General features: G+C 55.6%; 24 protein-coding genes. 13 read left to right on the forward strand and 11 right to left on the reverse strand.

Features of this window, described 5'->3' with window-relative positions; translation table 11 throughout:
• The first annotated feature begins 29 nt into the window (after nucleotides 1–29).
• Nucleotides 30–731: an autoinducer binding domain-containing protein gene (locus ACRZ91_RS05265; protein WP_010442079.1), complete on the forward strand. Its 702-nt coding sequence runs from the start codon at nucleotides 30–32 to the stop codon at nucleotides 729–731.
• A 119-nt stretch (nucleotides 732–850) separates the two neighbouring features.
• Nucleotides 851–1,705 (forward strand): acyl-homoserine-lactone synthase, encoded by an 855-nt coding sequence (locus tag ACRZ91_RS05270; RefSeq protein WP_480903102.1) that lies wholly within the window; start codon nucleotides 851–853, stop codon nucleotides 1,703–1,705.
• 97 nt (nucleotides 1,706–1,802) lie between these two features.
• Here the strand turns inward: ACRZ91_RS05270 and tig are convergent, their stop codons facing one another.
• The 3 genes from tig to ACRZ91_RS05285 form a co-directional block, all read right to left on the reverse strand.
• Nucleotides 1,803–3,134 carry a trigger factor gene (gene tig / locus ACRZ91_RS05275; RefSeq protein WP_170473353.1) on the reverse strand — a complete coding sequence of 444 codons (1,332 nt, stop codon included), beginning with the start codon at nucleotides 3,132–3,134 and terminating at the stop codon, nucleotides 1,803–1,805.
• 185 nt (nucleotides 3,135–3,319) lie between these two features.
• A complete protein-coding gene (locus ACRZ91_RS05280; RefSeq protein WP_480903105.1) occupies nucleotides 3,320–4,540 on the reverse strand; it encodes a porin in 1,221 nt (406 codons plus the stop codon).
• Nucleotides 4,541–4,751: 211 nt separating this feature from the next.
• Nucleotides 4,752–6,344, reverse strand: coding sequence for an NAD(P)H-hydrate dehydratase (locus ACRZ91_RS05285; protein ID WP_480903107.1), 1,593 nt, complete (start codon nucleotides 6,342–6,344; stop codon nucleotides 4,752–4,754).
• Between the two features lie 170 nt (nucleotides 6,345–6,514).
• Here ACRZ91_RS05285 and ACRZ91_RS05290 point away from each other — a divergent pair, with 170 nt between their 5' ends.
• The 5 genes from ACRZ91_RS05290 (at nucleotide 6,515) to ACRZ91_RS05310 (ending at nucleotide 11,014) form a co-directional block, all read left to right on the forward strand.
• Entirely contained in the window at nucleotides 6,515–6,853 is a 339-nt protein-coding gene (locus ACRZ91_RS05290) for a P-II family nitrogen regulator (protein WP_074734010.1), read from the forward strand.
• Between the two features lie 32 nt (nucleotides 6,854–6,885).
• Entirely contained in the window at nucleotides 6,886–8,292 is a 1,407-nt protein-coding gene (glnA, locus tag ACRZ91_RS05295; protein WP_170472262.1) for a type I glutamate--ammonia ligase, read from the forward strand.
• Nucleotides 8,293–8,397: 105 nt separating this feature from the next.
• Nucleotides 8,398–9,045 (forward strand): MSMEG_1061 family FMN-dependent PPOX-type flavoprotein, encoded by a 648-nt coding sequence (locus tag ACRZ91_RS05300; RefSeq protein ID WP_480903110.1) that lies wholly within the window; start codon nucleotides 8,398–8,400, stop codon nucleotides 9,043–9,045.
• A 65-nt stretch (nucleotides 9,046–9,110) separates the two neighbouring features.
• Nucleotides 9,111–9,905 (forward strand): lytic murein transglycosylase, encoded by a 795-nt coding sequence (locus ACRZ91_RS05305; RefSeq protein WP_480903112.1) that lies wholly within the window; start codon nucleotides 9,111–9,113, stop codon nucleotides 9,903–9,905.
• Nucleotides 9,906–10,102: 197 nt separating this feature from the next.
• Complete coding sequence (locus tag ACRZ91_RS05310; RefSeq protein ID WP_480903114.1) at nucleotides 10,103–11,014, forward strand: hypothetical protein; 912 nt, start codon at nucleotides 10,103–10,105, stop codon at nucleotides 11,012–11,014.
• A gap of 36 nt (nucleotides 11,015–11,050) precedes the next feature.
• Here ACRZ91_RS05310 and ACRZ91_RS05315 read toward each other — a convergent pair whose 3' ends face one another.
• Nucleotides 11,051–11,794, reverse strand: coding sequence for a heme-dependent oxidative N-demethylase family protein (locus ACRZ91_RS05315; protein ID WP_480903116.1), 744 nt, complete (start codon nucleotides 11,792–11,794; stop codon nucleotides 11,051–11,053).
• Nucleotides 11,795–11,918: 124 nt separating this feature from the next.
• Here ACRZ91_RS05315 and dddP point away from each other — a divergent pair, with 124 nt between their 5' ends.
• On the forward strand, nucleotides 11,919–13,262 hold the full coding sequence (gene dddP, locus ACRZ91_RS05320; RefSeq protein WP_480903118.1) for a dimethylsulfonioproprionate lyase DddP: 1,344 nt from the start codon (nucleotides 11,919–11,921) through the stop codon (nucleotides 13,260–13,262).
• Nucleotides 13,263–13,265: 3 nt separating this feature from the next.
• Here the strand turns inward: dddP and ACRZ91_RS05325 are convergent, their stop codons facing one another.
• Nucleotides 13,266–13,460: a hypothetical protein gene (locus ACRZ91_RS05325; protein ID WP_480903120.1), complete on the reverse strand. Its 195-nt coding sequence runs from the start codon at nucleotides 13,458–13,460 to the stop codon at nucleotides 13,266–13,268.
• A gap of 256 nt (nucleotides 13,461–13,716) precedes the next feature.
• On the opposite strand from ACRZ91_RS05325, the gene ACRZ91_RS05330 reads away from it, so the two are divergent.
• Complete coding sequence (locus tag ACRZ91_RS05330; RefSeq protein ID WP_480903122.1) at nucleotides 13,717–14,931, forward strand: bifunctional alpha/beta hydrolase/OsmC family protein; 1,215 nt, start codon at nucleotides 13,717–13,719, stop codon at nucleotides 14,929–14,931.
• Nucleotides 14,932–15,460: 529 nt separating this feature from the next.
• Here the strand turns inward: ACRZ91_RS05330 and ACRZ91_RS05335 are convergent.
• The 5 genes from ACRZ91_RS05335 to ACRZ91_RS05355 all read right to left on the reverse strand — a co-directional run bounded on the left by ACRZ91_RS05335 (nucleotide 15,461) and on the right by ACRZ91_RS05355 (nucleotide 17,918).
• A complete protein-coding gene (locus ACRZ91_RS05335) occupies nucleotides 15,461–15,796 on the reverse strand; it encodes a hypothetical protein (protein WP_480903124.1) in 336 nt (111 codons plus the stop codon).
• Nucleotides 15,797–15,806: 10 nt separating this feature from the next.
• Entirely contained in the window at nucleotides 15,807–16,364 is a 558-nt protein-coding gene (locus ACRZ91_RS05340) for a hypothetical protein (RefSeq protein ID WP_480903126.1), read from the reverse strand.
• Between the two features lie 139 nt (nucleotides 16,365–16,503).
• Nucleotides 16,504–17,091 (reverse strand): biotin transporter BioY, encoded by a 588-nt coding sequence (locus ACRZ91_RS05345; RefSeq protein ID WP_010442062.1) that lies wholly within the window; start codon nucleotides 17,089–17,091, stop codon nucleotides 16,504–16,506.
• Nucleotides 17,092–17,166: 75 nt separating this feature from the next.
• Nucleotides 17,167–17,589, reverse strand: coding sequence for a DUF6314 family protein (locus ACRZ91_RS05350; RefSeq protein WP_480903128.1), 423 nt, complete (start codon nucleotides 17,587–17,589; stop codon nucleotides 17,167–17,169).
• Entirely contained in the window at nucleotides 17,586–17,918 is a 333-nt protein-coding gene (locus ACRZ91_RS05355; protein WP_480903130.1) for a hypothetical protein, read from the reverse strand. The genes ACRZ91_RS05350 and ACRZ91_RS05355 overlap by 4 nt, the downstream gene beginning before the upstream one ends.
• Before the next feature lie 88 nt (nucleotides 17,919–18,006).
• On the opposite strand from ACRZ91_RS05355, the gene purB reads away from it, so the two are divergent.
• The 4 genes from purB to ACRZ91_RS05375 all read left to right on the forward strand — a co-directional run bounded on the left by purB (nucleotide 18,007) and on the right by ACRZ91_RS05375 (nucleotide 22,398).
• Complete coding sequence (gene purB, locus ACRZ91_RS05360; protein ID WP_480903132.1) at nucleotides 18,007–19,311, forward strand: adenylosuccinate lyase; 1,305 nt, start codon at nucleotides 18,007–18,009, stop codon at nucleotides 19,309–19,311.
• Nucleotides 19,312–19,685: 374 nt separating this feature from the next.
• Nucleotides 19,686–20,228 (forward strand): tetratricopeptide repeat protein, encoded by a 543-nt coding sequence (locus ACRZ91_RS05365; protein WP_260022641.1) that lies wholly within the window; start codon nucleotides 19,686–19,688, stop codon nucleotides 20,226–20,228.
• Between the two features lie 84 nt (nucleotides 20,229–20,312).
• Nucleotides 20,313–21,389, forward strand: a complete 1,077-nt coding sequence (locus ACRZ91_RS05370) for a flagellar motor switch protein FliG (RefSeq protein WP_480903134.1) — start codon at nucleotides 20,313–20,315, stop codon at nucleotides 21,387–21,389.
• A gap of 85 nt (nucleotides 21,390–21,474) precedes the next feature.
• Nucleotides 21,475–22,398: a lysophospholipid acyltransferase family protein gene (locus ACRZ91_RS05375; RefSeq protein WP_170473356.1), complete on the forward strand. Its 924-nt coding sequence runs from the start codon at nucleotides 21,475–21,477 to the stop codon at nucleotides 22,396–22,398.
• Here the strand turns inward: ACRZ91_RS05375 and ACRZ91_RS05380 are convergent, their stop codons facing one another.
• Nucleotides 22,399–23,100, reverse strand: coding sequence for a DUF1223 domain-containing protein (locus ACRZ91_RS05380; RefSeq protein WP_480903136.1), 702 nt, complete (start codon nucleotides 23,098–23,100; stop codon nucleotides 22,399–22,401).
• Between the last annotated feature and the right edge of the window lie 84 nt (nucleotides 23,101–23,184).

Raw genomic sequence — 23,184 nt, forward strand, 5'->3', positions numbered from 1 at the left:
CTCACTCGGGTCTAGCTGGTCGTTGCCGTATGGATATTGTTGATCTCAGCACCCTTCCAGAACAGGATACTCGGTATGACGAGTTCCTGCGCCAAGTCTGTGACAAATACGAAATGGACCATGCCGCTTATGCTGGCATGAACCCTGCCGCAGGAACCATCCACGGCCATGTGACCTATAGCGATGACTGGAAAGCTCATTATCAAGAACAAGGTCTGCATCTGATCGATCCGACGTTGCACATGAGTCAACGTAGCATCGCGCCCGTAGATTGGAGTCGTCTTGAACGGGGCAAAGATTTCCAGCGCGTTTTTCGTGATGCACATGATTTTGGCATTCCAGATCAGGGCATTACGATTCCTGTGCGCGGGCCGTACGGAGATATCGGCCTGCTCAGCGCCGTGCGTGAATGCAGCCGGGAAGAGTGGAAGAAACTGGTGCCCAACGTGATAAGTGACCTGCAATCTTTGGCCGTACACATTCATGACAACGTCATGACGTCGGATACAATCAGCCGAATGCTGTACCACCCGACCCTCTCCAGCCGCGAGTTGGAGATTTTGCAATGGGCCGCAGCAGGCAAATCACAGCAGGATATCGGCGATATTCTGTCGATTTCGCACCGTACGGTTGAGGTGCACTTGCGCTCTTCTCGCGAAAAGCTTAATGCACTGACGACTCCGCAGGCCGTCGGTCGCGCCATCGGAATCGGCTTAATCTACCCAGGGTAAAGCCAAATCTTGCCAAAATTGGGCTAAAAAAAGCCAATATTACGGGAAACCCCCAATAGATTCGCTGTGGAAACCGAGTAACGTCTTATCCACAGACAGATCACTCGAAGGGGGTTAACATGATTTTGGTAGTTGATGGGCTGAATAGACATCTGTTCACCGAAGTTCTTGACGATATGTTCGAACTGCGCGCTCGGGTTTTTGGCGGGCGACTTGGTTGGGACGTTAACATCCAAGATGGGAAAGAAATCGATCAATTCGATCATCTGGATCCTGCATATGTAATCGGTCTCGACGATGAGGGGAACGTCGTGGCCGCAGTACGTGCACTCCAGACCACTGGCCCACACATGCTTTCGGATGTGTTCTCGGATATCTTATGCGGCGAAGCACCAATGCGCAGTGCGACCATGTGGGAATCGACCCGCTTCTGTGTCGATACGCAGCGTTTGACTCGAGGAAAAGAGAAAAACTCGGTCTCATATGCGACTTGTGAGTTGATGATTGGATCACTGGAATATTGCCGCAGCGCGGGTATTCAAGACATCATCACCGTCATCGACCCGGTCATGAACCGCGTCCTCAAACGCTCGAACTGTGCGCCCTACGATTATGTTGGCGAAACAGTACCGATGGGCAAAGTGCCGGCGATGGCGGCCCTGCTGGATTGCTCGGATGAAAGGATTTCGGGCCTTCGAGAATTTGCTGACATTCACCACGATGTCTTTATCGAAGAAGAAAAGGCATTGGAGTTCTTCGAGGCAAAAAAGGCAGCGACTGCCAACCCGGCAAACCGCGACCACAAACCGCTCACCGATCTTGAGAAGTATTTTGTCGAACAGATGAGTGCGGCCAAGACGGAAGTGGAAAGACAGGCAGTGCTGAAACTGATCGAAGCGCTGACCGATACATTCACCCCAGAGCAAAAGACCGCTCTGTTACAGACCCCCCGTGCTTTTGCTCATGAGGCCTGACCCCCTCACCTCATAGTACAAAGCCACCCATGCGGAGCCGTCCAATTTCCAGACGGCTCCGCTTTTTTGTGGCCCCAGGCTGGGAGAAGGAAGAGGATTATTCCTCTTCCAGTGCCTCAACGGCTTTTTGCAGGTCGTCTTTGCTGACTTCTTTGTCTGCGACCTGAGCCAGCTCGACGATGTAGTCGACAACCTTGTCTTCAAAGATCGGCGCCCGCAATTGCTGCTGCATCTGAGCGTTCTGCTGCACGAACTCAAAGAACTGACGTTCCTGACCTGGGTACTGACGTGCCTGGTTCATGATCGCCTGAGTCATCTCGGCATCGGTCACTTCGACTTCGGCCTTCTGGCCCAGCTCTGCCAGCAACAGGCCCAGACGCACGCGGCGCTCGGCCAGTTTGTTGTGCTCGTCGGTGGGCTCGATCGGATCATGATCGTGGCCTTCAACTTCAGGGTTCTCTTCGTGCCACAGCTGATGTGCAATCTGCTTGGCTTCGGCTTCCACCAACGAGGGCGGCAGGTCGAACGAAACTTTCTCGTCCAGCACGTCCAATAGTGCGCGCTTCATAACCGCACGCGACGCACCGGCATATTCCGCTTCCAGGCGCTCACCAATCTGCTCTTTCAAAGCAGCCAGATCATCGGCACCAAATTTCTTTGCCAGTTCGTCGTCAACCTCGGCTGCAACCGGTTCTTTCACTTCTTTGATGGTGCAGGTGAATACGGCGTCTTTACCGGCCAGATGCTCGGCACCGTATTCTTCCGGGAAGGTGACGTTCACGTCTTTTTCTTCCTCGGCTTTTACGCCAACCAACTGCTCTTCAAAGCCAGGGATGAAGCTGTTCGAGCCCAAAACCAGCGGGTAATCTTCAGCCGAACCGCCTTCGAACTCTTCGCCATCAACCTTGCCAACAAAGTCGAACACGATCTGATCGCCATCTTTCGCTTTCGAACCCTTGCGACGCGCTTTGAAGTTCTGGGCGGTTTCGGCCAGGTTGTTAAGCGCTTCTTCCACGGCTGCATCATCAGCTTTGACAACCAGCTTCTCCAGCTCGACCGATTTCAGGTCAACCTCTGGAATTTCGGGCAGCGCTTCGTAGGACATAGCAACTTCTACGTCATCGCCTTCTTTCCAGTCCTCGTTGGTCATCTTGACCTCGGGCTGCAGTGCAGGACGCTCGCCGCTGTCCTCAAAGTGCTTATTCATCGCACCGTCGATGGTTTCCTGCATCGCTTCGCCAAGCAGGCGCTGGCCAAACTGCTTCTTCAGCAGCGCCATCGGCACCTTACCTTTACGGAAACCCTTCATCTCGACTTCGGGCTGCGCTTCGGTCAGCTTTTCGTTGACCTTGTTGTCCAGCTCGGCTGCGGTCACAACGATGTTGTACCCGCGTTTCAGACCTTCATTCAGCGTCTCGGTAACCTGCATTATGGTAGTCCCCATAGGATTCGGGGCGCGCAAAACGGGCGCGCCGGGCAAATTTGACGCCTTCTATTTGCCCTGCCGCCTGCGTGCAAGAGGCAAAGGCCTTTTCAGCCCCGTTTTGCCCATATCACAGACGAAAAAACGCCCCGGCGCAGGCCGGGGCGTTTGATCATTACTGAGTTAAGAGCTCAGAACTTCCAGCGGGCGCCCAACACCCAGGCTTCGTTGTTGTCGAACGAAGCGCCATCTTCAAAGTCGTGATTGCGGTATTTCAGGTAGGCATCTGTATTGATGCTGTCGATACGCTGAACGACAGCGATGCCCCAAGCGTCTGTGCTGGACCCGTCATTCACGAAGTCCGAACCCGAATAGTAGTCGATCCCGATACCGGTTTTGCCCCAGGAGACCCACTGATCTTCATACGCGATCTTCCCATAGAAGTAGTTCGGATCAGACGCACCGTCCGCATCATTGTCGCGCGTGCCCGCAGCGACGGTGAAACTCAACCCACTCTGCAGCAGAACGGACGCGGAACCGATCGTATCCTTGCGATCCCCTGATCCATCGTCAGCCGAACGAACCGAGTAAGCAATGGCTGCCGCGAACTCGACCCCGCCACCGAAGGTGTTGTTGTATCTGAGGCCAACATCATAATAGTCATCGTCATCACCGCTGGACAGGATGTTCTGACCATATGCCAGCCCAGCGGTGAATCCACTGAACTCGGGTGTATCATAACGAACACGGCCACGACGCGCGCCGTCAAAGTTGCTGCTGGAATCGCCTACGGTAATATCGCTGAGGAAACCGTCAGTACCGCGATAGAAAAAACCGCCGTTCTCGTCATTCGTGAAAGAATACAGCGCGGTTCCGACATAGGACAGGTCCACTTCGGCGGCACCGTCCGCCACCATGCTGCCCTGACCAGCAGAGAATTTACCCCAATCACCCGCCAGAGCGAAATCTACATGCCGGATGTCTTCGCGAGTCCAACCGCTGAAATCAGTGCCCAACTGGTTCCACTCGCTTGAATTCGGAAGTCCCAATCCGGTTTCCAGCCGGAATGTGAAATCGTTGTTGCCAAAAGGCTGTAACAGCTCAAGTCCGACCCGGCTATTCGAAAGGTCGTTGTCCAGCACGCGGGTCTCGGTGTCTTCTCCATCATCGACCGAGATCAACGCAGGGTGCAGCTGCCCGTATAGCAACACATAACCACCTGTGTTGTTTTCATATTTAAGTTCGGCGGCGGCAGGTATTGCGTTTGCTGCAGCAAAAGCTGCTGCTAAGGAAGTCAGTTTATAATTCACTGTCATGTCATTCACCGTAGATGGTTCTTTAAGTTTGATACTGCTCAAATGCTCATCGGTTACTGCATTTCCAATGATACCCGGCTCAAGTTCAGCATTCATTGCTTTATCGCCACAGGTATCTGCGTCGAAGGCAAGAATTCTGAATTAATTTCAATACATTGATCGAGCCCCAGAAGCGACTCTAATAACCATGCAAGAAAATTGTGACGCCGATCGTTGCATACTGCAAACTGCCGCTATGCGACTGGCGGGACGCAGCGGCATAAATTCGCCGCTTTGGGCTGTGATCGGCCATTAACCGCCGATCCATTTATACTTCAATCTGTTGCAATACGGCGGGCAACTGCTCGGCCAAATCTTCGGCGATCAAGCCTGGCCCAAAGTTCCGGGCGCACTCAACATGCAGCCAGGCCGCCGTTTCTGCCGCTTGCATAGGCTCGAACCCACGGGCAAGCAATCCGGTGATGAAGCCGGCCAACGTATCGCCCGATCCGGCCGTTGCGAGCCAGGGGGCCGCCCGGTTGTAATGTGCAGAATTGACCGAGCACCGCCCGTCCAGCGTGGCAATGACCGTGTCAGGCCCCTTCACCAGTACACAACATCCAGCTCGCGCCGCCGCCTCACGAGCCGCATCAACCTTAGAGAATGCCGGGCCCTTGGCGGGCACTTCATTCAGCTTTTCTGCGATATCCGGGAACAAACGCGCGAACTCTCCTGTATGCGGCGTCAGCACGCATCTTTCATGCAGCAGTTCTAATAGCGCCGCCGGTTCTTCGGCAAAGGCTGACAAGGCATCCGCATCCAACACAGTCGGCCGGGCTGTGCTTAGTGCAACCGGCACCAATTCCCGAGATCGCGTTTCCCCCAGGCCCGGTCCAAGGCACAATGCGTTAAACCGCTCATCCTGCAGAGTTTCAAGTAAGTCCCCTGCCCCATCAACCCGCTTCAGCATCAGAGCGGTGATCTGGCTCGCGATCTCCATTTGCGCGGCAGGTGGCGCACCCAGTGTCACCAACCCCGCTCCTATCCGCAGCGCCGCTCGGGCTGCCAAACGTGCGGCCCCGGTTTTGCCGACGCCGCCCGACAGGACAAGCGCATGACCGTGCGAGTACTTATGGCTGTGCTCACTTTTGTTGAGATGAGTGCCAGATGGCGCTTCGACAGAAGTTGCTGCCTCAATCTCTCCCTCATCCCGATTCAATCCGATATCTTTCACGACCAACCGACCGCAATAAGATGAACCCTCGCTCAGAACATGCCCAAGCTTTCGCGCGTGGAATGAAACGGTCAGGGCGGACCGTGCGCAACGGCGACCATGCTGTGCAAAGGCGCCCCCAATAACTTTGCCTGAATCCGAGCAGAGACCTGAAGGCAGATCAATTGCGACTGTTCGTGGTGGTACGATATCGGTTCCACGACCTTGCCTGCGCATTTCCCATGCGTCTTCCGCATCATCATGCGCCCATAGGTATTCCCACAAAACCGGATCTTCGATTGGTCGCGTCAATCCGGTGCCAAACAATGCATCAATGGAAAGGTCAGGATGCTGAATTTCAGCCTTACCAAAATCAGCCACGCCAAGCGTCCTTCCTTCCCACCGTTCATAGTTCACGCGCGCATCCGGTGGCAATTTGGCAGGGTCACCATAGAGCAACACTTCGACTTGCCACCCCTGCCCTTGCAGCAACCGCGCGACCACAAAGCCGTCTCCGCCATTGTTGCCCGGGCCACTTAATATCACCGCGCGACCTCCGGAATTCGCTAAGTCTGGCCATTCCTCAAAAATCGCGGCCACAACGCCTTGTCCTGCGCGCTCCATCAACTCAAGACCCGTCGCCTGCCCAAGACCAATCGCGGTGGTCTCGATGAGGCGCATTTGCGCAGCGGTCAGCAGTTTTGTCATCTCCGGCCCCTCAGGCGATTCAAATTTGATTACTTTTTATGCACAGCGATCAAAATTTGATCCAATGACCGCTTTCACTGTTTCTGGCAGCCTGCAACACAGCAATCGGATTGCCGCCCAATCTTAGACGTGATCAGTGCCTTCAAGACAACCATGCAAGGTGAGCCGGAATGAAAAAGATCGAAGCGATCATCAAGCCGTTCAAGCTGGACGAAGTGAAAGAAGCGCTGCAGGACGTGGGCGTACAAGGTCTGAGCGTGATCGAGGTCAAGGGCTTTGGCCGTCAGAAAGGCCACACCGAGCTCTATCGCGGCGCTGAATACGTGGTCGACTTTCTGCCCAAGGTAAAGGTCGAGGTGGTGCTGGACGACGATCAGGTTGACGCCGCCATCGAAGCCATCGTTGGCGCAGCCAAGACAGACAAGATCGGCGACGGCAAAATCTTTGTCTCGCCCGTTGAACAAGCTATCCGCATCCGCACTGGTGAAACCGGCTCGGACGCGCTGTAACCGACTAATCTCAAATCAGAGGAATAGAGAGTATGAGCAAGGACGCAGTTCTTCAGCTGATCCGGGATGAGGACGCCGAATATGTCGACATCCGCTTTACCGACCCGCGCGGCAAACTTCAGCACGTAACCATCATGTCCGATCAGGTCGACGAAGACTTTCTGGAAGAAGGCTTCATGTTCGACGGATCATCCATCGCAGGCTGGAAGTCGATCGAAGCATCCGACATGAAGCTGATGCCCGATACTGACAGCGCATATGTCGATCCGTTCTATGCGGAAAAGACCATCTGCCTGCACTGCTCGGTTGTCGAGCCCGACACCGGCGAAGCCTATGAGCGTGACCCGCGCGGCACCGCGCAAAAAGCCGAAGCCTACCTGAAGGCATCCGGTATCGGTGATGTGGCCTATATGGGCCCTGAGGCCGAATTCTTCCTGTTCGACGATGTTCGTTTCTCTAACAGTATCAACAAGGTATCTTATGAAGTTGATGCAACTGATGCATCGTGGAACACTGACACAGAATACGAGATGGGCAACATGGGCCATCGTCCCGGCGTCAAAGGCGGTTACTTCCCCGTGAACCCGGTGGACGAAAGCCAAGATCTGCGTTCCGAGATGCTCAGCACCATGAAGCGTCTGGGTATGAAGGTCGACAAACACCACCACGAAGTCGCCTCGTGCCAGCACGAGCTTGGTCTGATCTTTGACAGCCTGACCAAACAGGCCGACGAGCTGCAGAAGTACAAATACGTGATCCACAACGTCGCCCACGCCTACGGCAAATCGGCCACCTTCATGCCGAAGCCCATCGCAGGTGATAACGGCACCGGCATGCACGTGAACATGTCGATCTGGAAAGACGGCAAGCCGCTCTTTGCAGGCGACAAATATGCTGATCTGTCGGATGAGGCGCTGTGGTTCATCGGTGGCGTTCTGAAGCACGCCAAAACGCTGAACGCCTTCACCAACCCGGCGACCAACAGCTACAAGCGCCTGATCCCGGGCTTTGAGGCCCCTGTTCTGCGCGCCTACTCGGCCCGCAACCGCTCGGGCTGTGTGCGTATTCCGTGGACCGAAAGCCCGAAAGCCAAGCGCGTCGAGGCTCGGTTCCCCGATCCCGCCGCAAACCCCTACCTGGCGTTTGCTGCGCTGCTGATGGCCGGTCTGGACGGCATCAAGAACAAGATCGATCCGGGCGAAGCCATGGACAAGAACCTGTACGATCTGCCCGCCGAAGAACTGGCCGACATCCCGACCGTTTGCGGATCGCTGCGTGAGGCTCTGGAAGCTCTGGCATCCGATCACGATTTCCTGCTGCAGGGCGACGTGTTCACAAAAGATCAAATCGACGGCTACATCGAATTGAAGATGGAAGAGGTCGAAACCTACGAGCACACGCCGCACCCGGTTGAGTACGGCATGTACTACAGCTGCTGATCCAATAGCATATCGGACTGTTTTAAGGGCGCCCTTCGGGGCGCCCTTGTTTCGTTTGGCGCGATCTTCCAAACTCGTTGAACCAGCACCAAAGGAGGAACGCGCATGCCCGTCGATGCTTCACCTTTTTCAGAGTTCGCAAATCTCGTGACCTCAGAAGCCGAACTCGAACAGATTTGCGGGCACCCCCTGCCTCAGATCATCGACAAAGAACTTCCGGCGCTGGATCAGATGTGCCGTGACTTTATCGCAACTTCACCTTTCTGCCTCATCGCGTCGGCGAACCCGTCCGGCTATCTAGATATTTCTCCACGCGGGGACCCGGCAGGGTTTACATTCATCATTTCTGACACGCTGATCGCCCTGCCCGACCGCCCCGGAAACAAGCGCGTAGATACCTTTCACAACGTTCTGAAGGACCCGCGCGTTAGTTTGATCTTCTTCGTCCCCGGAAAAATGGAAACGCTGCGACTTCGCGGCACCGCAAGGATTTGTGCGGATCCTGAACTGCTTTCTACCATGGCTGTAGGAGGTCACATGCCCAAATTGGCCTTGTTGATCCATGTCGAAACCATCTTTGCGCACTGCCCCAAATGCATCATCCGTTCAAACCTGTGGCAGCCAGAGGAATGGCCGGATTCTTCGCATCTGCCCAATATGAACGCGATGATGGTCAAGCATGCCAAGATCGATAAAACTCCGGACGAGTGGTTCGAAACTCTGAAAACCACAGGTGAACTTGATCTGTATTAAACCGCTTTGCCAGACAGCGATCAAAGCTTAGGCTGAAGTAGTTATTCTGCAATCGGATTTCCTTCATGCTTAGAATTTGCACCTGCGTTGCTATCGCTATTCTCATGCCCTCGATGGCGTTCACGGCCCCATGCGGTAATACCGGTAGCGGATTTGAGGCTTGGAAAGCCGACTTCGCCAAAACGGCCAAGCGTGCTGGGGTGAAAAAGAAAGGCCTGCAGGCATTGGCGCAGACCCAATACGCGACCCGCACCATTGCAGCTGATCGCAATCAAAAAAGCTTCAAATACTCGCTGGACAAGTTCATGAAAATTCGCGGAGCGGATACCATCGTCGCGCAGGGACGTAAGCGTAAGGCGCGCAACCCGCAATTCTATGCTGCTCTGGAGCGCCAATACGGGGTGCCCGCGGGTGTTCTGATTGCCATCCACGGCATGGAAACCGGCTTTGGTAACTTCATGGGCGACAGCCAGGTTGTTTCCGCAATCACAACATTGGCCTATGATTGTCGCCGATCCGAGTTCTTTATCCCGCATGCCATTGGTGCGCTAAAATTGGTCGATCAAGGAAGCGTCACGATGGCGACAAAAGGGGCAAAACATGGCGAGCTGGGTCATACGCAATTTTTGCCTGGCAATGCTTTGACCTATGGCGTGGACGCAACGGGTGATGGTCGGGTCGATTTCTACAACATGACCGACGCCCTTGCCTCAACTGCAAATTTCTTACGTAAGAAAGGGTGGAAGCCAGGACGTGGCTACCAATCCGGCGAGCCGAATTTTGCGGTTATCCAACAGTGGAATGCCGCCACTGTTTATCAGCAATCCATCGCTATTATGGCCGCTCGAATCGACGGTTGAGTCGACCAACTTATCTGGCCCGGCAGATCCGATTTCAGCCACATTCTCGCCACATATATTAAAGAAAACCGCGTTTTTCTTGGTTTCCAAAGTGTAATCAATGATGGAAATCTCTGACTTTCTTGCATTTTCGTCAAAATTTGCACCATTTCGGTTGCTACATTGTTGTGAAGATTATTACGGCAAAGGAACATGCTGTGACTTCGAAGCATATGTACCACGGCGGTCTCCAGTTCGACGGCTCTGCAGATGGCGCACTTGAACGCGTTTGCGATGTCGTATCCACCACACTCGCGGATTATGGCCATCTGGTCGAGCGCAAGACGCTTCTCAGTGCATCCGAGGCAAGCATCGTCTGCAGCCAGTATCTTGTGCGTCTGACCCTTGATTCAGAATCCAAGGCAGTTGAACTCAGCCACCATGAACGGATGGACAAATCTGCGGGTCTCAGAACCAAAGCTCGTCGTGTCGTAGCCCCCCCAGACAACCGGTTGACGATTACAATTTGTCCAGTTTCAAAGCTGCTTGATGATAGCGAAATTTCAGAGCTGATGCTGGTTGTGATGCTTTACCGCATGGTCGATATCTGCACGACACGTCGGGTTGAATGGTTATCGCCCAAAACAGTGCTGACGATTGAACAATTCATGAGCGCGTTCGACTCGATCAGCCCCCGCAATTCCCGAAATCGGAAACAGATTTTCGAAGCGATCAGCGGTCCATTTGCCGGGCTCGACTTGCCCGATTCCAATCCAGAGCAACTGGAAACCAAAACCCGGAGCAAGCCGCGCCCAATAAAGCTGAGCGATGACCAACTCCTCAGTATTGCGTTTCGCACTGAAACCGATCCGTCGCCGTCGGCAAACCTTTCTCAGGACAGCGCTGAGGAAACCGATCGCCCAAGCGATATCCTTAGGCTGACTAGTTGGGGCATGACAGGCGCGATTGCCAGCATATCTGCCCCGGTTGCCGTTTCCTTGGCGGCTGTCAATCTGATCCGCGGTGAGGACTTTCGCCTCAACACTCAGGTGTTGGCATTTACAACCGCGATTTTCGGCCTGAACCTTACAAATGCTTTTGGCGAGGTCGCAAACGCCCTAGGCATGTAACCAAACGACCCAAGACCCTCCTTGGAAGCCCCGCCATCAGGCGGGGTTTTCCAGTTCTAAGATCTGCTCTGCCATCATCACGTATGTGTGGATGGCAAATACCACCGCGCCTGTTTGTGGTAGACGCAAGAGAGTTTGTCGTTCGCTGCGCAGATACCGGGCGGTGTTTTCGTTCTGTGGCGCACGTCTTTGCGCCATACTGCGTGGCTGGAACAGTTCAGCGTCATGATACCAAAGCGCATTAAACCGCCACAGCGGGCGGTTCGGTTGAATCCCATCAAATAAACGCTGAACCCTACGTGCTATGTTTGCGTCGTAGACATCCACGGGTTCATGAATTCCGGTCAGTGGGCGCATGAATTTTTCGGATAACATCCAGCTTGCAGGAAAGCACAGGATCGCGCCTGTCAGTACATGCTCATCACCGTGCTTCTGCAATATGCAGAAATCTTCCTGTACCAATTGGCAAAGCGTTTCCAACGGGTGGTCCCTATCAATTTCGATCTTGATCCCATCTGGCCTAACAACTTGATCGGAAGCATCCGGGTAGGCTTGCCTGAGAACCAATTCAAGCAACTCCTGCGCGGGCTTCGATGCTTCGGGGCTCTGGGCCAGAACATCTAACGTCCGCTCTTCTAACAAATCTGTCCGCCGTTGCATTTGAGCCGCAAAGGCATCGTCCTGGTGCAACCAGTTGTTAGGATCAGCCGGCTTGATCCCAGGTAGCGGGTTTGGGGCAAGCGGATTGTGGGGGATGGACTGCTGCAATATCTCCGTCATGACTGAGGCATAGCATCCCAAACTGGCTTTGCCGGTCAAAAAGCGACTTCTAGACAGTCGCAAACTTTCGAGACGTATCGTCTTTGGCTTTGCAGGCTGGGTTGGCAAGCAGAAAGGCCCGCCCGTGAACACACCCTATCGCGACACCCGTAAGATTGATCCCACCAGGGGCACCACTCTCGGCGATGGAACCCCAAATGACAATGATCGGATCGAAATCGGACCGACACAGCTGGCCTTTGATGAATGGACGGCCGCAGGGCTGAGCCTGCCCAATCTCGAACGGATGCGGGAATACCGCTGGTCGCGATTAACCCAAGCCATTGTGAAACGTGGCTGGGGTGGTGTCTTGTTGTTTGACCCCCTCAACATTCGCTACGCGACCGACAGCACCAATATGCAGCTTTGGAACACTCACAATCCGTTCCGGGCGGTGTTGGTTTGCGCAGATGGCTATATGGTCATCTGGGACTACAAAAACTCTCCTTTCCTGTCGAAGTTCAACCCGCTGGTGCGCGAGCAACGCTCGGGTGCGGATCTGTTCTACTTCGACCGGGGCGACAAAATCGATATCGCGGCGGATGTGTTCTCGAACGAAGTGCGCGTGTTGATCGAGGAACATGGCGGCGGAAACAAGCGACTTGGTGTAGACAAGATCATGTTGCACGGCCTACGCGCGCTCGAGGCGCAAGGGTTTCAAGTTATGGAAGGGGAAGAGCTCACCGAGAAAACCCGCGCTGTTAAAGGCGCCGACGAAATCCTCGCCATGCGCTGTGCCAGCCACGCCTGTGAAACCGCCGTCGCTGAAATGGAGCGGTTCGCACGTGCCAATGTCGGGGATGGTAAGACGTCGGAGGATGACATCTGGGCCGTTTTACATGCTGAAAATATTCGACGCGGAGGCGAGTGGATCGAAACTCGGCTTCTGGCTTCAGGCCAGCGTACCAATCCATGGTTTCAGGAATGTGGCCCACGTATCACGAGACAGAACGAGATCATCGCATTCGATACCGACCTGATCGGATCATACGGCATTTGCATCGACATTTCGCGCACATGGTGGATCGGCGATCAAAAGCCACGGCCTGACATGATTTATGCAATGCAGCACGCGCACGAGCATATCATGACCAATATGGAAATGCTGAAACCGGGCGTCATGATCCCAGAACTGACCGCAAATGCACACCGGCTGGACGACAAATTCCAGGCACAGAAGTATGGTTGCCTGATGCATGGCGTGGGATTGTGCGACGAATGGCCTTTGGTGGCTTATCCAGACAAGGCGGTGGAAGGGGCCTATGACTACCCGCTTGAACCAGGAATGGTGCTATGCGTCGAAGCGGCGGTCGGTGAGGTAGGTGGCGACTTCTCAATCAAGCTGGAAGATCAGGTGCTGATTACAGAAGACGGCTACGAAAACCTGACCAAGTATCTGTTCGACGCACAGTTGATGGGCGCAAACTAAGCGCTATTTCGACCAGTGAGATCGTTTGACGTTACCGTGCCAATCCTCGGGCGCGGTGATGATCTGTGTTTCCTGGGGCAAGGTTCTCAGTGGCCAGTTTTGCCCAAGCGCGAAACCGATTACGCCCGTCAGCAGGATCGCAATCAGTACTCCGGGACGAATTGCCGGACTCAGAGGTACAGGTGTCGAATGTGCCATTTTGGCCTCCACAGAGAGTCATTGGAATGACTATTAGTTGGGAGGCGACAGCAAATAAGTAAAATGAATATTTTTACGGCAATCCATCACCAATCTTGATTTATCAGGCTCTTTGACGAAAATTGTACAAAGAACTTGGTGCCCAGATAAGATCACTTCCCGATCTCTCACCTTCCCGTGACGCGCCTGACACAAGGGTTGAGCCGCCCGCCCTCAGCGCACAGTATTGTCGAAACCTGACAACCTAGGAATAATCATGCCTACCGAACGCATTACCTTTGCCGGTCACGACGGCAGCCAACTGGCCGCGCGCTTGGATTTGCCAGACGGGCCGGTTCTGGCGACGGCGTTATTTGCACATTGCTTTACCTGCTCGAAAGACATTCCGGCAGCACGGCGAATTTCGGCGCGCCTGGCGGCGATGGGCATCGCGGTCCTGCGGTTCGACTTTACCGGCCTTGGTCACTCGGACGGCGAATTCGCCAATACGACATTCACCTCGAATGTCGAGGACCTGATCAAAGCCGCAGAATACCTTGCGGGCCGTAATATGGCACCGTCGCTTCTGATCGGCCATTCGCTTGGTGGCGCTGCCGTGTTGCGAGCACGTGCAGGAATTCCGTCAATCAAAGCCGTGGTAACGCTCGGCGCACCCGCCGACCCCGGCCATGTGTCCCACCATTTCGAGACCGCCTTGCCCGAAATCGAATCTCAAGGCAGCGCCGAAGTGTCGTTGGGAGGGCGTCCGTTCCGCATTGGCAAGGCGTTTGTTGAAGATATTTCGGCAACCGCGCTCACTCCGGCCATTGCTGATCTGAAAGCTGCCTTGCTGATCCTGCACGCACCACGCGACAGCACGGTCAGTATTGACAATGCCAGCACCATCTTCATGGCGGCAAAACATCCCAAAAGCTTTGTTACACTCGATGATGCCGACCACCTGATCACGCGTGCACAGGATGCGGATTATGCGGCTGATGTCATCACCGCCTGGGTTTCCCGCTATGTCAAGCTGTGCCCTCCGGCCCCGCCACCTGGGGCACCGGAAGGTGTCGTCCGCGTGACCGAGGCAGACCCGTCGGGTTTTCTGCAGGACATTCAGTCAGGCCCGCGTCATCACGCGGTCGCGGACGAGCCCTCATCTTATGGTGGTTCGGATCGGGGCATGTCACCTTACGGGTTCGTGTCGTCCGGGTTGGGGGCATGTACCTCGATGACCATTCGCATGTATGCCCGCCGCAAGCGCTGGCCGCTGACTGGTATCACGGTCGATGTCTGTCATGATAAAGTTCACGCGCAGGATGCCGGGCTTGCCAGCGAAGGCAAGGTCGATCAGTTTCGCCGTAAAATTCGGCTGGAGGGCCCGCTGGACACGGATCAGAAGGCCAAGCTGCTGGAGATTGCCGACAAATGTCCTGTTCACCGAACTCTTGAAGGCTCGGCCCATATCACGACTGAACTTCTGCAGTAAAATGCGGTTGGATCAGGGCGCTTTCCAATCTGTCGAGTGCGTCTCTCGGCGTCTGGTAGCGCCAATACCGCTCTTGACCCCACCAACAACCGAGATCGAATAGACACATCCCCTCTGATCAAACGAAATCTCCATAAAAGCATCGCGGATATCTTGTCCAAACGGTCCGCGAGAATGTCCGGCAAAACCAAAGTCGCCCATATTATCTTCTATCTCGTCGATAATATCTTAGGGAGTGGCTCTGGCATTTAGATCAATGCGAAACGGGTTCGGCAGACCGATATTAGGCACAATCAGGATCCCGCAGAACGCAGCTGCGATGGCTCTTAGCTGTTCTTCAGTCAGCATCATCGACTCCTTTTGGCAAAGGTCGAGCGGGCTGTGACGTTCGATGCAGTTGTTATTACGGAACTTCTAAATCAAGCCCGCCAATTTGCACTCTGTCACAGATTTGCAATTCGCATAATCTGTGGGGCCTAACGTACCAATCCCCGATCGGGTCGGGGCAGACCAATCTGCCCCGAATCCTTCAGCGACGTCTTGGAGACGGCCGATGGATCGGCGGCCGCGCCGCCGGGGGGCGCGCCACTGGGGGATGCGGGCGCGTAGGTGGTTTGGCGACTGGAGGTTTGGGCCGCTGCGGCGGATTCGGGCGCTCCGGGCGGTCAGGCCTGTCGGGTCGATTGATATCCACGTCTATATCGTGATCGTGGTAATAGTCATTCCACAGCATTGAGTCGTAGAATGGGTCATAGCCGACGCCATACCCTACCCCGACCGTTACGCCATCGCAGGCTGACAATGTGAAGGTTGCAGCCCCCAGTCCCAGCGCCAAAACTGAGCGTTTCATCACTTTGCGTGTCATCCGGGCCTCCTTACTGCAAAGACCGGAACGACGCGAAAACGGCGTTCAAGGCATCAACATAAGACGGGTCGGCCCCGTCCCGCAGGATCGCAACCCCAATGGCCACACGGTCGCGCGGCAGGTCGATCACGGTGGCGGTAAAGTTCACTCCGCGCCCATCTCGATTGCCGGTGCCTCGAATAACCTGGGCAGGCCGCCCACCAATCCTTGTATCGCTCGTACTGGTCACGGTCGGGTCTTTGACGAGGAATTTGTCGATATCCTCAAGATAGCGCAGCCCGCCCTGAATGCTTGAAACCCGCGATGGGGAGACGAACCCCATCCAGACATTATCGTCAGTCACCGGTCTGATCCCCATGACGCGCGAAATCGCACGGGCATCGCCCAGACTGGTATCCTCGATCTCACGCGGGCCACCGGTGCGCAATGTCCAGAAGTCGGGAACCTCAAAGCGGAATAGGGCGCGCCCTTCATCGGTGTAAGTCACCGGTGTGTCGGCTTGCACAGGCGTTACAGCCAACGAAGTCACGGCACTTGCAGCAAGCGCCAAGCTTAACAAAATACGCATATCTCAATAACCTGATCAGTTTGCTGGTCTCAAGTTGCCCACGCAGATTGACTTTGTCCAGTATCCTATTCTGCAGACAATAAAAAACCCGCGTTCGGAAAGCTCCGAACGCGGGTGTGTCTTGCGCATGAGCGCGCTATCAGGTGCGTGCGTCGCCCAGCAGTTTCCACAGACCGGGGATCAGCAGAGCGGCCAGCGCCAGCTTGATCGCATCACCCAGCAGGAACGGTGTCAGCCCCCATTCCAGGATCGGCTTGTCCCAGCCATACAGCTGACCCAACCACAGCAGTCCCGGCACGTAGATCAGCACGTTGGCCAGTACCAGCGCTAGCGCCAGCTTGCCGACCGAGCGGTCCCAGCCGCGCGCGGCGAGTGCGCCCAGCAGAATGGTCGCCATCAGGTAACCGACCAGATAGCCACCGGTGCCACCCATCATGTAGGTCAGGCCGAATTTTTCGGCCGAGGAACCCGCAAACACGTCAAAGCCCAGAGCGCCAACCAGCAGGTAACCCAGCATCGTGATCAGGCCAAGGCGCGCGCCATAAGCGGTGCCGATGGTCAGAACGGCGAATGTGCCCATGGTGATCGGAACCGGCCACATCGGCACTTTGATTTTGGCAGCAACAGCCAGAGCAACGATACCCAGGGCAACCAGAGCCACCTGCTTGACGCGCAGCGCCGTCCCCTCACGCGGGCCAAAAGCATTGGCCAATACGTTTGCGTTCATCTCATTTCTCCACATTCGGACTTATTTGCAACTGCAGCAATGCCCGTTCCGAAGCGTTGCTGCAAGATGATTACGCTATCGCAGCGCGTATTTGGTCTCCATTTCATAGGATTTTCGCGGTCCGGTCACTTTCCAACGGACAGTCCAGCGCGGCCATCCCGAGAAATCATATACTGCATCATAGCTGTCTGGCGGGCAATCGTGGTGGTCCTCGGCGCGGGGCTGTCCTAGCTTGAGCGCGTGAAAAAACCGGTCATCGTCAAAGTGAATGGCAATCTGATCCCCAGCATCACGCCAAAGGTATCGACGCGTTCCCGTCATTGCAGGCTGCCCCGGGATGCGCAGCGTGACCGTCTCGTCATACACCAACCCCAGCGCATCTTGCTGCAACTCTGCTTGACCATCCGCATGAATGATCTGGCCCGCACGCTCATCCCGGATGAGGCGTGTCAGGCTCCAAACCCCTTGGAAATCCGCGATATTCCTGGGTAGGTTCACTTCACAAAGGTTCCGTCAGTCGTATTGCCTGCGTCATCTACAAACCGGATCGTATCTCCGCTTTCCTCGACATCGTAGCAAGCCCAGATATCAGATGGCGGCCAGACCGAACAATATCGATCCTCACGCACAGCCCAGCGCCCCGCGCTAGGGCGACCGGAAAAGTACTGCGTGTGCATGCTGTCATCGAAGGTCTGGCTGATACCTTCACCGTAGTCGAGTTTCTTGCCCACAAGCGCCATCAGGATTTCATCCCCTGTCAGCCGCCGAAACTCCTCAGCGGATAAAATTCCCGGCCAAAGCAACAAAATCAGGGCAAACCGTCTCATCCCAGCACTCGCGCCTTGTTCCTTGGTCAATGCGCGGCTAAACCCCGCGCCAACGCCTCATCCCAATCACAAAAAGGTGCTGCCGCCAATGATTCCCCGCTATTCCCGCCCCGAGATGGTCGCCATCTGGTCGCCCGAGAGCAAGTTCCGCATCTGGTACGAGATCGAGGCCCATGCCTGCGACGCAATGGCCGATCTGGGCGTGATCCCGCGTGAAAACGCCGAGGCGGTGTGGAAAGCCAAGGACGTCGAATTCGACGTTGCCCGCATCGACGAGATCGAAGCCGTTACCAAGCACGACGTCATCGCCTTCCTGACCCACCTGGCCGAACATGTAGGCAGCGAAGAGGCCCGTTTCGTGCATCAGGGCATGACTTCCTCCGACGTGTTGGACACCTGCCTTAACGTGCAGCTCACCCGTGCCGCTGACATCCTGATCGCTGATCTCGAAGGTCTGCTGGCCGCCCTCAAGCGCCGCGCTATCGAGCACAAGAACACGATCCGCATCGGTCGCAGCCACGGTATTCACGCAGAGCCCACTACCATGGGTCTGACTTTCGCGCGTTTCTATGCCGAGATGGACCGCAACCTGTCCCGTATGCGCGACGCCCGCGCGGAAATCGCCACCGGCGCGATCAGCGGCGCGGTTGGGACCTTCGCCAACATCGACCCCGAGGTCGAAGAGCATGTCTGCGACAAGCTTGGTCTGGTGCCCGAGCCGATCAGCACGCAGGTCATTCCGCGCGACCGTCACGCGGCCTTCTTTGCCACGCTGGGCGTGATCGCCAGCAGCATCGAAAACATCGCCATCGAAATCCGCCACATGCAGCGGACCGAAGTGCTGGAGGGGGCCGAGTTTTTCTCGATGGGCCAAAAGGGCTCGTCGGCCATGCCGCACAAGAAGAACCCGGTGCTGACCGAAAATCTGACCGGTCTGGCCCGTATGGTGCGTGCCGCCGTGGTCCCGGCGATGGAGAACGTGGCGCTGTGGCATGAGCGCGATATTTCGCACTCCTCGGTCGAACGCATGATCGGGCCGGACGCCACCATCACTCTGGATTTTGCCCTTGCCCGCCTGACAGGGGTGATCGACAAGATGCTGATCTTCCCCGAGAACATGCTTGAAAACATGAACAAGTTCCCTGGTCTTGTGATGAGCCAGCGGGTTCTTCTGGCGCTGACACAGGCAGGGGTCAGCCGCGAGGATGCCTATGCCATGGTTCAGCGCAACGCGATGAAGGTCTGGGAGCATCGTACCGATTTCAAAGAGGAACTGCTGGCCGACGCTGATGTAACCGCCGCGCTGAGCCCGGAAGAGATCGAAGAGAAATTCGACCTCGGCTACCACACCAAACACGTTGATACGATTTTCGCGCGCGTGTTCGGCGAATAAACCCGGACCGGAATTAGGCAAGGCCCGGCCTGTTTGTTCAGGCCGGGCCTTGTTTCTTTGCCAGATTGGCAAAACTCGGGTAATCTGCTGGCATCTTTTCCGCGAAAGGTAAACACGATGCTAAGAACTGCTCTATGTGCAATTGCTTTGATTTGCGCAGGCACCGCCGGGCTTGCTTGCAGCGGTCATGCAAAGCAAACCCAGTCCTGTGCGGAAGGCACGACATGGGACAGCGAAAGCCAAAGCTGCATGAAAATCGTCAATAGCTGACATTTTTATTTCCTGCTTGTGAATAAAAGCGATCAGTCAATCGTTAGCTTTTTTGTAGATCACGCTATGATTGTAACAAGTCACTTTGACAACGGAGTAGGAACATGCGTCTCGTACTAGCCTCGGCCATCGCTCTTCAGGCCTTTACCTTCGCACCCATGGCAATTGCTGCGGGTGGTGGTGATAGCAGCCCACCCAAGCCGACAAATACCACCAAGAAGTGCCTGTTTGGTCGGGTTTACGACGAGTCTGCAGGGCGCTGTGTTAAACCAGATAAATCCAAGTTTTCCGACGATCAGTTGTATGACGCCGTGCGTGAGTTGGCCTATGACGGGCAATATGAGAACGCGCAGGGCATTCTGCGTATCATGAACCAAGATGACGATCGGGTGCAGACCTATTGGGGCTTCACCTATCGCAAAATGGGTGAGTTGGAACTGGCCAACACCTTCTATCAGAAAGCCATCGAAACAAACCCTGATAACATCCTCGCCCGTAGCTATATGGGTCAGGGCTTTGTCGCCGAAGGAAAGACCGAACTGGCCATAGCGCAATGGCGCGAGATCAAGGCGCGCGGCGGTGAAGGAACTTGGGCCGAAGCATCGCTGCGCGAGGCTATTCGCACCGGGCTGACCTATAGCTACTGAGTTTCAGGGTTTCTTTACCTGAGTCTACCTAATCTACCTGTAACGCAATATTGGCAATGCAGGCAGATGCAGGATACGAACCTAATGGTACAGATGTCGCCGGGTGCTCAGGCCCCGGCGGCAGACCAAGAGAACGACGCTCCACGCGTCGTGCCTCGCAATCTCAGCAATCGGGAAAAGGCTGCGGTTGTTGTCCGGCTTCTTCTGAACGAAGGCGCGGATATACCTCTTGAGGAACTGCCTGACCTGCTGCAGGAGCAGTTGACCCATCAACTGGGTCAAATGGGACTGGTTGACCGAGTGACGCTCGCCGCTGTCGCACAAGAATTTGCCGATGCGCTAGATGGTGTCGGTCTTTCATTCCCACATGGGCTGGCCAGCGCTCTGGATGCCGTGAATGGCAAAATTGCCCCGGCCACCGCTGCCCGGTTACGCAAGGTGGCGGGGGTACGCCAGATCGGTGACCCGTGGCAACGATTGCGCGAGGTAGCTGCAGAAGATCTGGCCGAAATGGCCAAGGCTGAAAGCACCGAAGTCGCAGCCGTCATGCTGTCAAAATTAGAAACCGCCAAGGCTGCACAATTGCTGGGCCACCTGCCCGGCCCCACGGCGCGGCGGATAACCTATGCGGTATCGAAAACGACCAACGTGACGCCTGAGGCGGTTGAGCGGATTGGTTGGTCCTTGGCTGCTCAATTGGATCAACGCCCCGAGCCCGCCTTTCGGGACGGCCCGGGTAAGCGTGTGGGCGCAATTCTTAACCAGTCCGCTGCGGCGACGCGTGATGGTTTGCTGATCGCACTGGATGAGGAGGACGCCGATTTTGCCAATACCGTCCGGCAATCGATCTTCATCTTTTCGCACGTGCCCTCCCGAATCCAATCCCGTGATATTCCTGCGATTCTGCGCGGCGTGGACCAACCTGTTCTTGTCACCGCACTTGCCGGGGCCAGCACCGACGAAGACCTTGCAACGGTCGAGTTCTTTTTGGCGAACATGTCCTCTCGCATGGCAGATAATCTGCGTGAAGAAATGGCCGAACGTGGCAAGGTCAAACAATCCGATACCGAGGATGCGATGTCTCAGATCGTCGCCGCCATTCGCGCCCTTCTGGACGAAGGCGCGATTACACTTATCGAAACGGAAGAGGCTGAAGAATAATCTGGCCCGGCGCGGCTACTTGTGATCGCACGATGAGGACTGTATGTCTGAGCGCGCAGTTCACAACACTCAGGTGTCCTTCCCCATGCCCGTCGAAAAGTCGGAACTGAGCCGCTTTGAGCTTGGAAAATACTACATCGCCAACTTGTTTCTGACCGGTGTGATCGGCTGTATGCGCCTGCTGCCATACGAGCGCCGTATCGGCGCGATGGGAGCAATTGTTCGCTGGCTTGCGCCTTTGGTTGGTTTCCGGACCCGTGTGCGCCGCAATCTGAAACTCACCTGCCCCGACTTACCCGAGGCCGAGGTCAAGCGAATCTGCCGCGCCGTGCCTGACAATGCTGGACGCGCGATCATGGAGCACTTTTCGGCCGATGGTTTCATTGATCGGCAAAGCAAGGCCAAAGTTTCTGGATCGGGTGTCCAGGCGTTCGATACCGCCGTCGCCGAGGGACGTCCGGTGATGATGATCACAGCGCATTTTGGTCATTATCTGGCAGCGCGCGTCGCTTTGCAGGCCCGCAGCGGTCGACCCATCGGCTGCCTTTATCGCCGCATGGCTAACCCGTACTTCAACGACATGTATGTCGAAGCATTCCATCAGACTGGTTCCCCCATGTTCGAACAGGGGCGCCGGGGCATGGTGGAGATGGTCAGGTCGCTCAAAAGCGGAGGTATTATCGCCATCGTATCCGATCTGCATGCGCATGGCGGCGAAGAGTTGACCTTTTTCGGCAAACCCGCCGTGACTTCGGTGCTGAACGCGGAACTTGCGATCAAGTACAAGGCCGTGCTGATCCCCTGCTATGCGGTGCGCCAACCCAATGGGATCGATTTTGACATCGTCCTGCACGACCCGGTCCCTCATACCGATGCCAAAAGCATGACCCAGTTCACCAATGACGATCTGGAGGCGATGGTGCGTCAACATATGGGGCAATGGTTCTGGATTCACCGCCGCTGGAAGGCCTGGCGTGGACTAGGCGTTCAACCCAAAGATATGCCTTGATTATTCGACTCTTGCCGCAGCGACGATCGGACCATGCTCTGTACGTTGGATCAGAACTACCGCCGGTAAATCCGAAGACAGCGACGCAGTGAAGCTCTGCGGTGTTTGGCCATCCCAGTGACCGGCCACCTGCCAATTCTCAACCACATTCGCATAATCCAGTTCGTGCCCAGCCAGTTCCCCACGCCGGATTGAGGCGTGACGCATCGGCGAATATTGCACGATCCGCACATCATAGGTTTCACCTTCCGCCAACTCGACCGGGACAACATTCACAGTCACGTCGTTAGCCATACGCGTGGCGCTTACCTCAGCTTCGGGCGCTGCGGTCTGGTGCGCGTCGATCAGCCGTTCCAACTCAAACGACTTTGCACCCACCACGTCCTGCTGACCGTTCACAACCATCTGAGGTGTATAAATCATCGTCCGCCCACCTTCGCGCGCATAGGCTCTCTGACGCTCCGTATGGTCGGGATCGGCATATTCGTCTTTCCACCCAATATAGTCCCAATAGTCCACATGCAGCGCCAGCCCGATCACATCATCCCGCTTGGCCAGTTCATGCATGATCCGGTCCGCGGGTGGGCAGGACGAACACCCTTGCGATGTAAACAGCTCGACAACAACCGGATCATCCTGAGCGTCTGCTGAAACGGCAAGAAAAAGCGAAACAAACGCGGTCACGGCGGCTGATCTATACATTATCTCTCTCAGTTTTCGCGGAGTGCTCAACTGGTTTAGATCGAAACTGAAAAAACTGCCAATCAAGGTTTCTTGAGACCGAAA

This window comes from Ruegeria sp. O11 (assembly GCF_056535285.1).

What these genes read in the sequence shown, in the direction of transcription:
- ACRZ91_RS05265 (WP_010442079.1), top strand. Translation starts at nt 30, where the DNA reads ATGGATATTGTTGATCTCAGCACCCTTCCAGAACAGGATACTCGGTAT.
- tig (WP_170473353.1), bottom strand. Translation starts at nt 3,134, where the DNA reads ATGCAGGTTACCGAGACGCTGAATGAAGGTCTGAAACGCGGGTACAAC.
- ACRZ91_RS05305 (WP_480903112.1), top strand. Translation starts at nt 9,111, where the DNA reads ATGCTTAGAATTTGCACCTGCGTTGCTATCGCTATTCTCATGCCCTCG.
- ACRZ91_RS05345 (WP_010442062.1), bottom strand. Translation starts at nt 17,091, where the DNA reads ATGAACGCAAACGTATTGGCCAATGCTTTTGGCCCGCGTGAGGGGACG.
- purB (WP_480903132.1), top strand. Translation starts at nt 18,007, where the DNA reads ATGATTCCCCGCTATTCCCGCCCCGAGATGGTCGCCATCTGGTCGCCC.
- ACRZ91_RS05270 (WP_480903102.1), top strand. Translation starts at nt 851, where the DNA reads ATGATTTTGGTAGTTGATGGGCTGAATAGACATCTGTTCACCGAAGTT.
- ACRZ91_RS05330 (WP_480903122.1), top strand. Translation starts at nt 13,717, where the DNA reads ATGCCTACCGAACGCATTACCTTTGCCGGTCACGACGGCAGCCAACTG.
- ACRZ91_RS05380 (WP_480903136.1), bottom strand. Translation starts at nt 23,100, where the DNA reads ATGTATAGATCAGCCGCCGTGACCGCGTTTGTTTCGCTTTTTCTTGCC.
- ACRZ91_RS05335 (WP_480903124.1), bottom strand. Translation starts at nt 15,796, where the DNA reads ATGACACGCAAAGTGATGAAACGCTCAGTTTTGGCGCTGGGACTGGGG.
- ACRZ91_RS05340 (WP_480903126.1), bottom strand. Translation starts at nt 16,364, where the DNA reads ATGCGTATTTTGTTAAGCTTGGCGCTTGCTGCAAGTGCCGTGACTTCG.
- ACRZ91_RS05280 (WP_480903105.1), bottom strand. Translation starts at nt 4,540, where the DNA reads ATGAATGCTGAACTTGAGCCGGGTATCATTGGAAATGCAGTAACCGAT.
- ACRZ91_RS05375 (WP_170473356.1), top strand. Translation starts at nt 21,475, where the DNA reads ATGCCCGTCGAAAAGTCGGAACTGAGCCGCTTTGAGCTTGGAAAATAC.
- ACRZ91_RS05355 (WP_480903130.1), bottom strand. Translation starts at nt 17,918, where the DNA reads ATGAGACGGTTTGCCCTGATTTTGTTGCTTTGGCCGGGAATTTTATCC.
- ACRZ91_RS05285 (WP_480903107.1), bottom strand. Translation starts at nt 6,344, where the DNA reads ATGACAAAACTGCTGACCGCTGCGCAAATGCGCCTCATCGAGACCACC.
- ACRZ91_RS05300 (WP_480903110.1), top strand. Translation starts at nt 8,398, where the DNA reads ATGCCCGTCGATGCTTCACCTTTTTCAGAGTTCGCAAATCTCGTGACC.
- ACRZ91_RS05290 (WP_074734010.1), top strand. Translation starts at nt 6,515, where the DNA reads ATGAAAAAGATCGAAGCGATCATCAAGCCGTTCAAGCTGGACGAAGTG.
- ACRZ91_RS05370 (WP_480903134.1), top strand. Translation starts at nt 20,313, where the DNA reads ATGGTACAGATGTCGCCGGGTGCTCAGGCCCCGGCGGCAGACCAAGAG.
- glnA (WP_170472262.1), top strand. Translation starts at nt 6,886, where the DNA reads ATGAGCAAGGACGCAGTTCTTCAGCTGATCCGGGATGAGGACGCCGAA.
- ACRZ91_RS05365 (WP_260022641.1), top strand. Translation starts at nt 19,686, where the DNA reads ATGCGTCTCGTACTAGCCTCGGCCATCGCTCTTCAGGCCTTTACCTTC.
- ACRZ91_RS05315 (WP_480903116.1), bottom strand. Translation starts at nt 11,794, where the DNA reads ATGACGGAGATATTGCAGCAGTCCATCCCCCACAATCCGCTTGCCCCA.
- ACRZ91_RS05325 (WP_480903120.1), bottom strand. Translation starts at nt 13,460, where the DNA reads ATGGCACATTCGACACCTGTACCTCTGAGTCCGGCAATTCGTCCCGGA.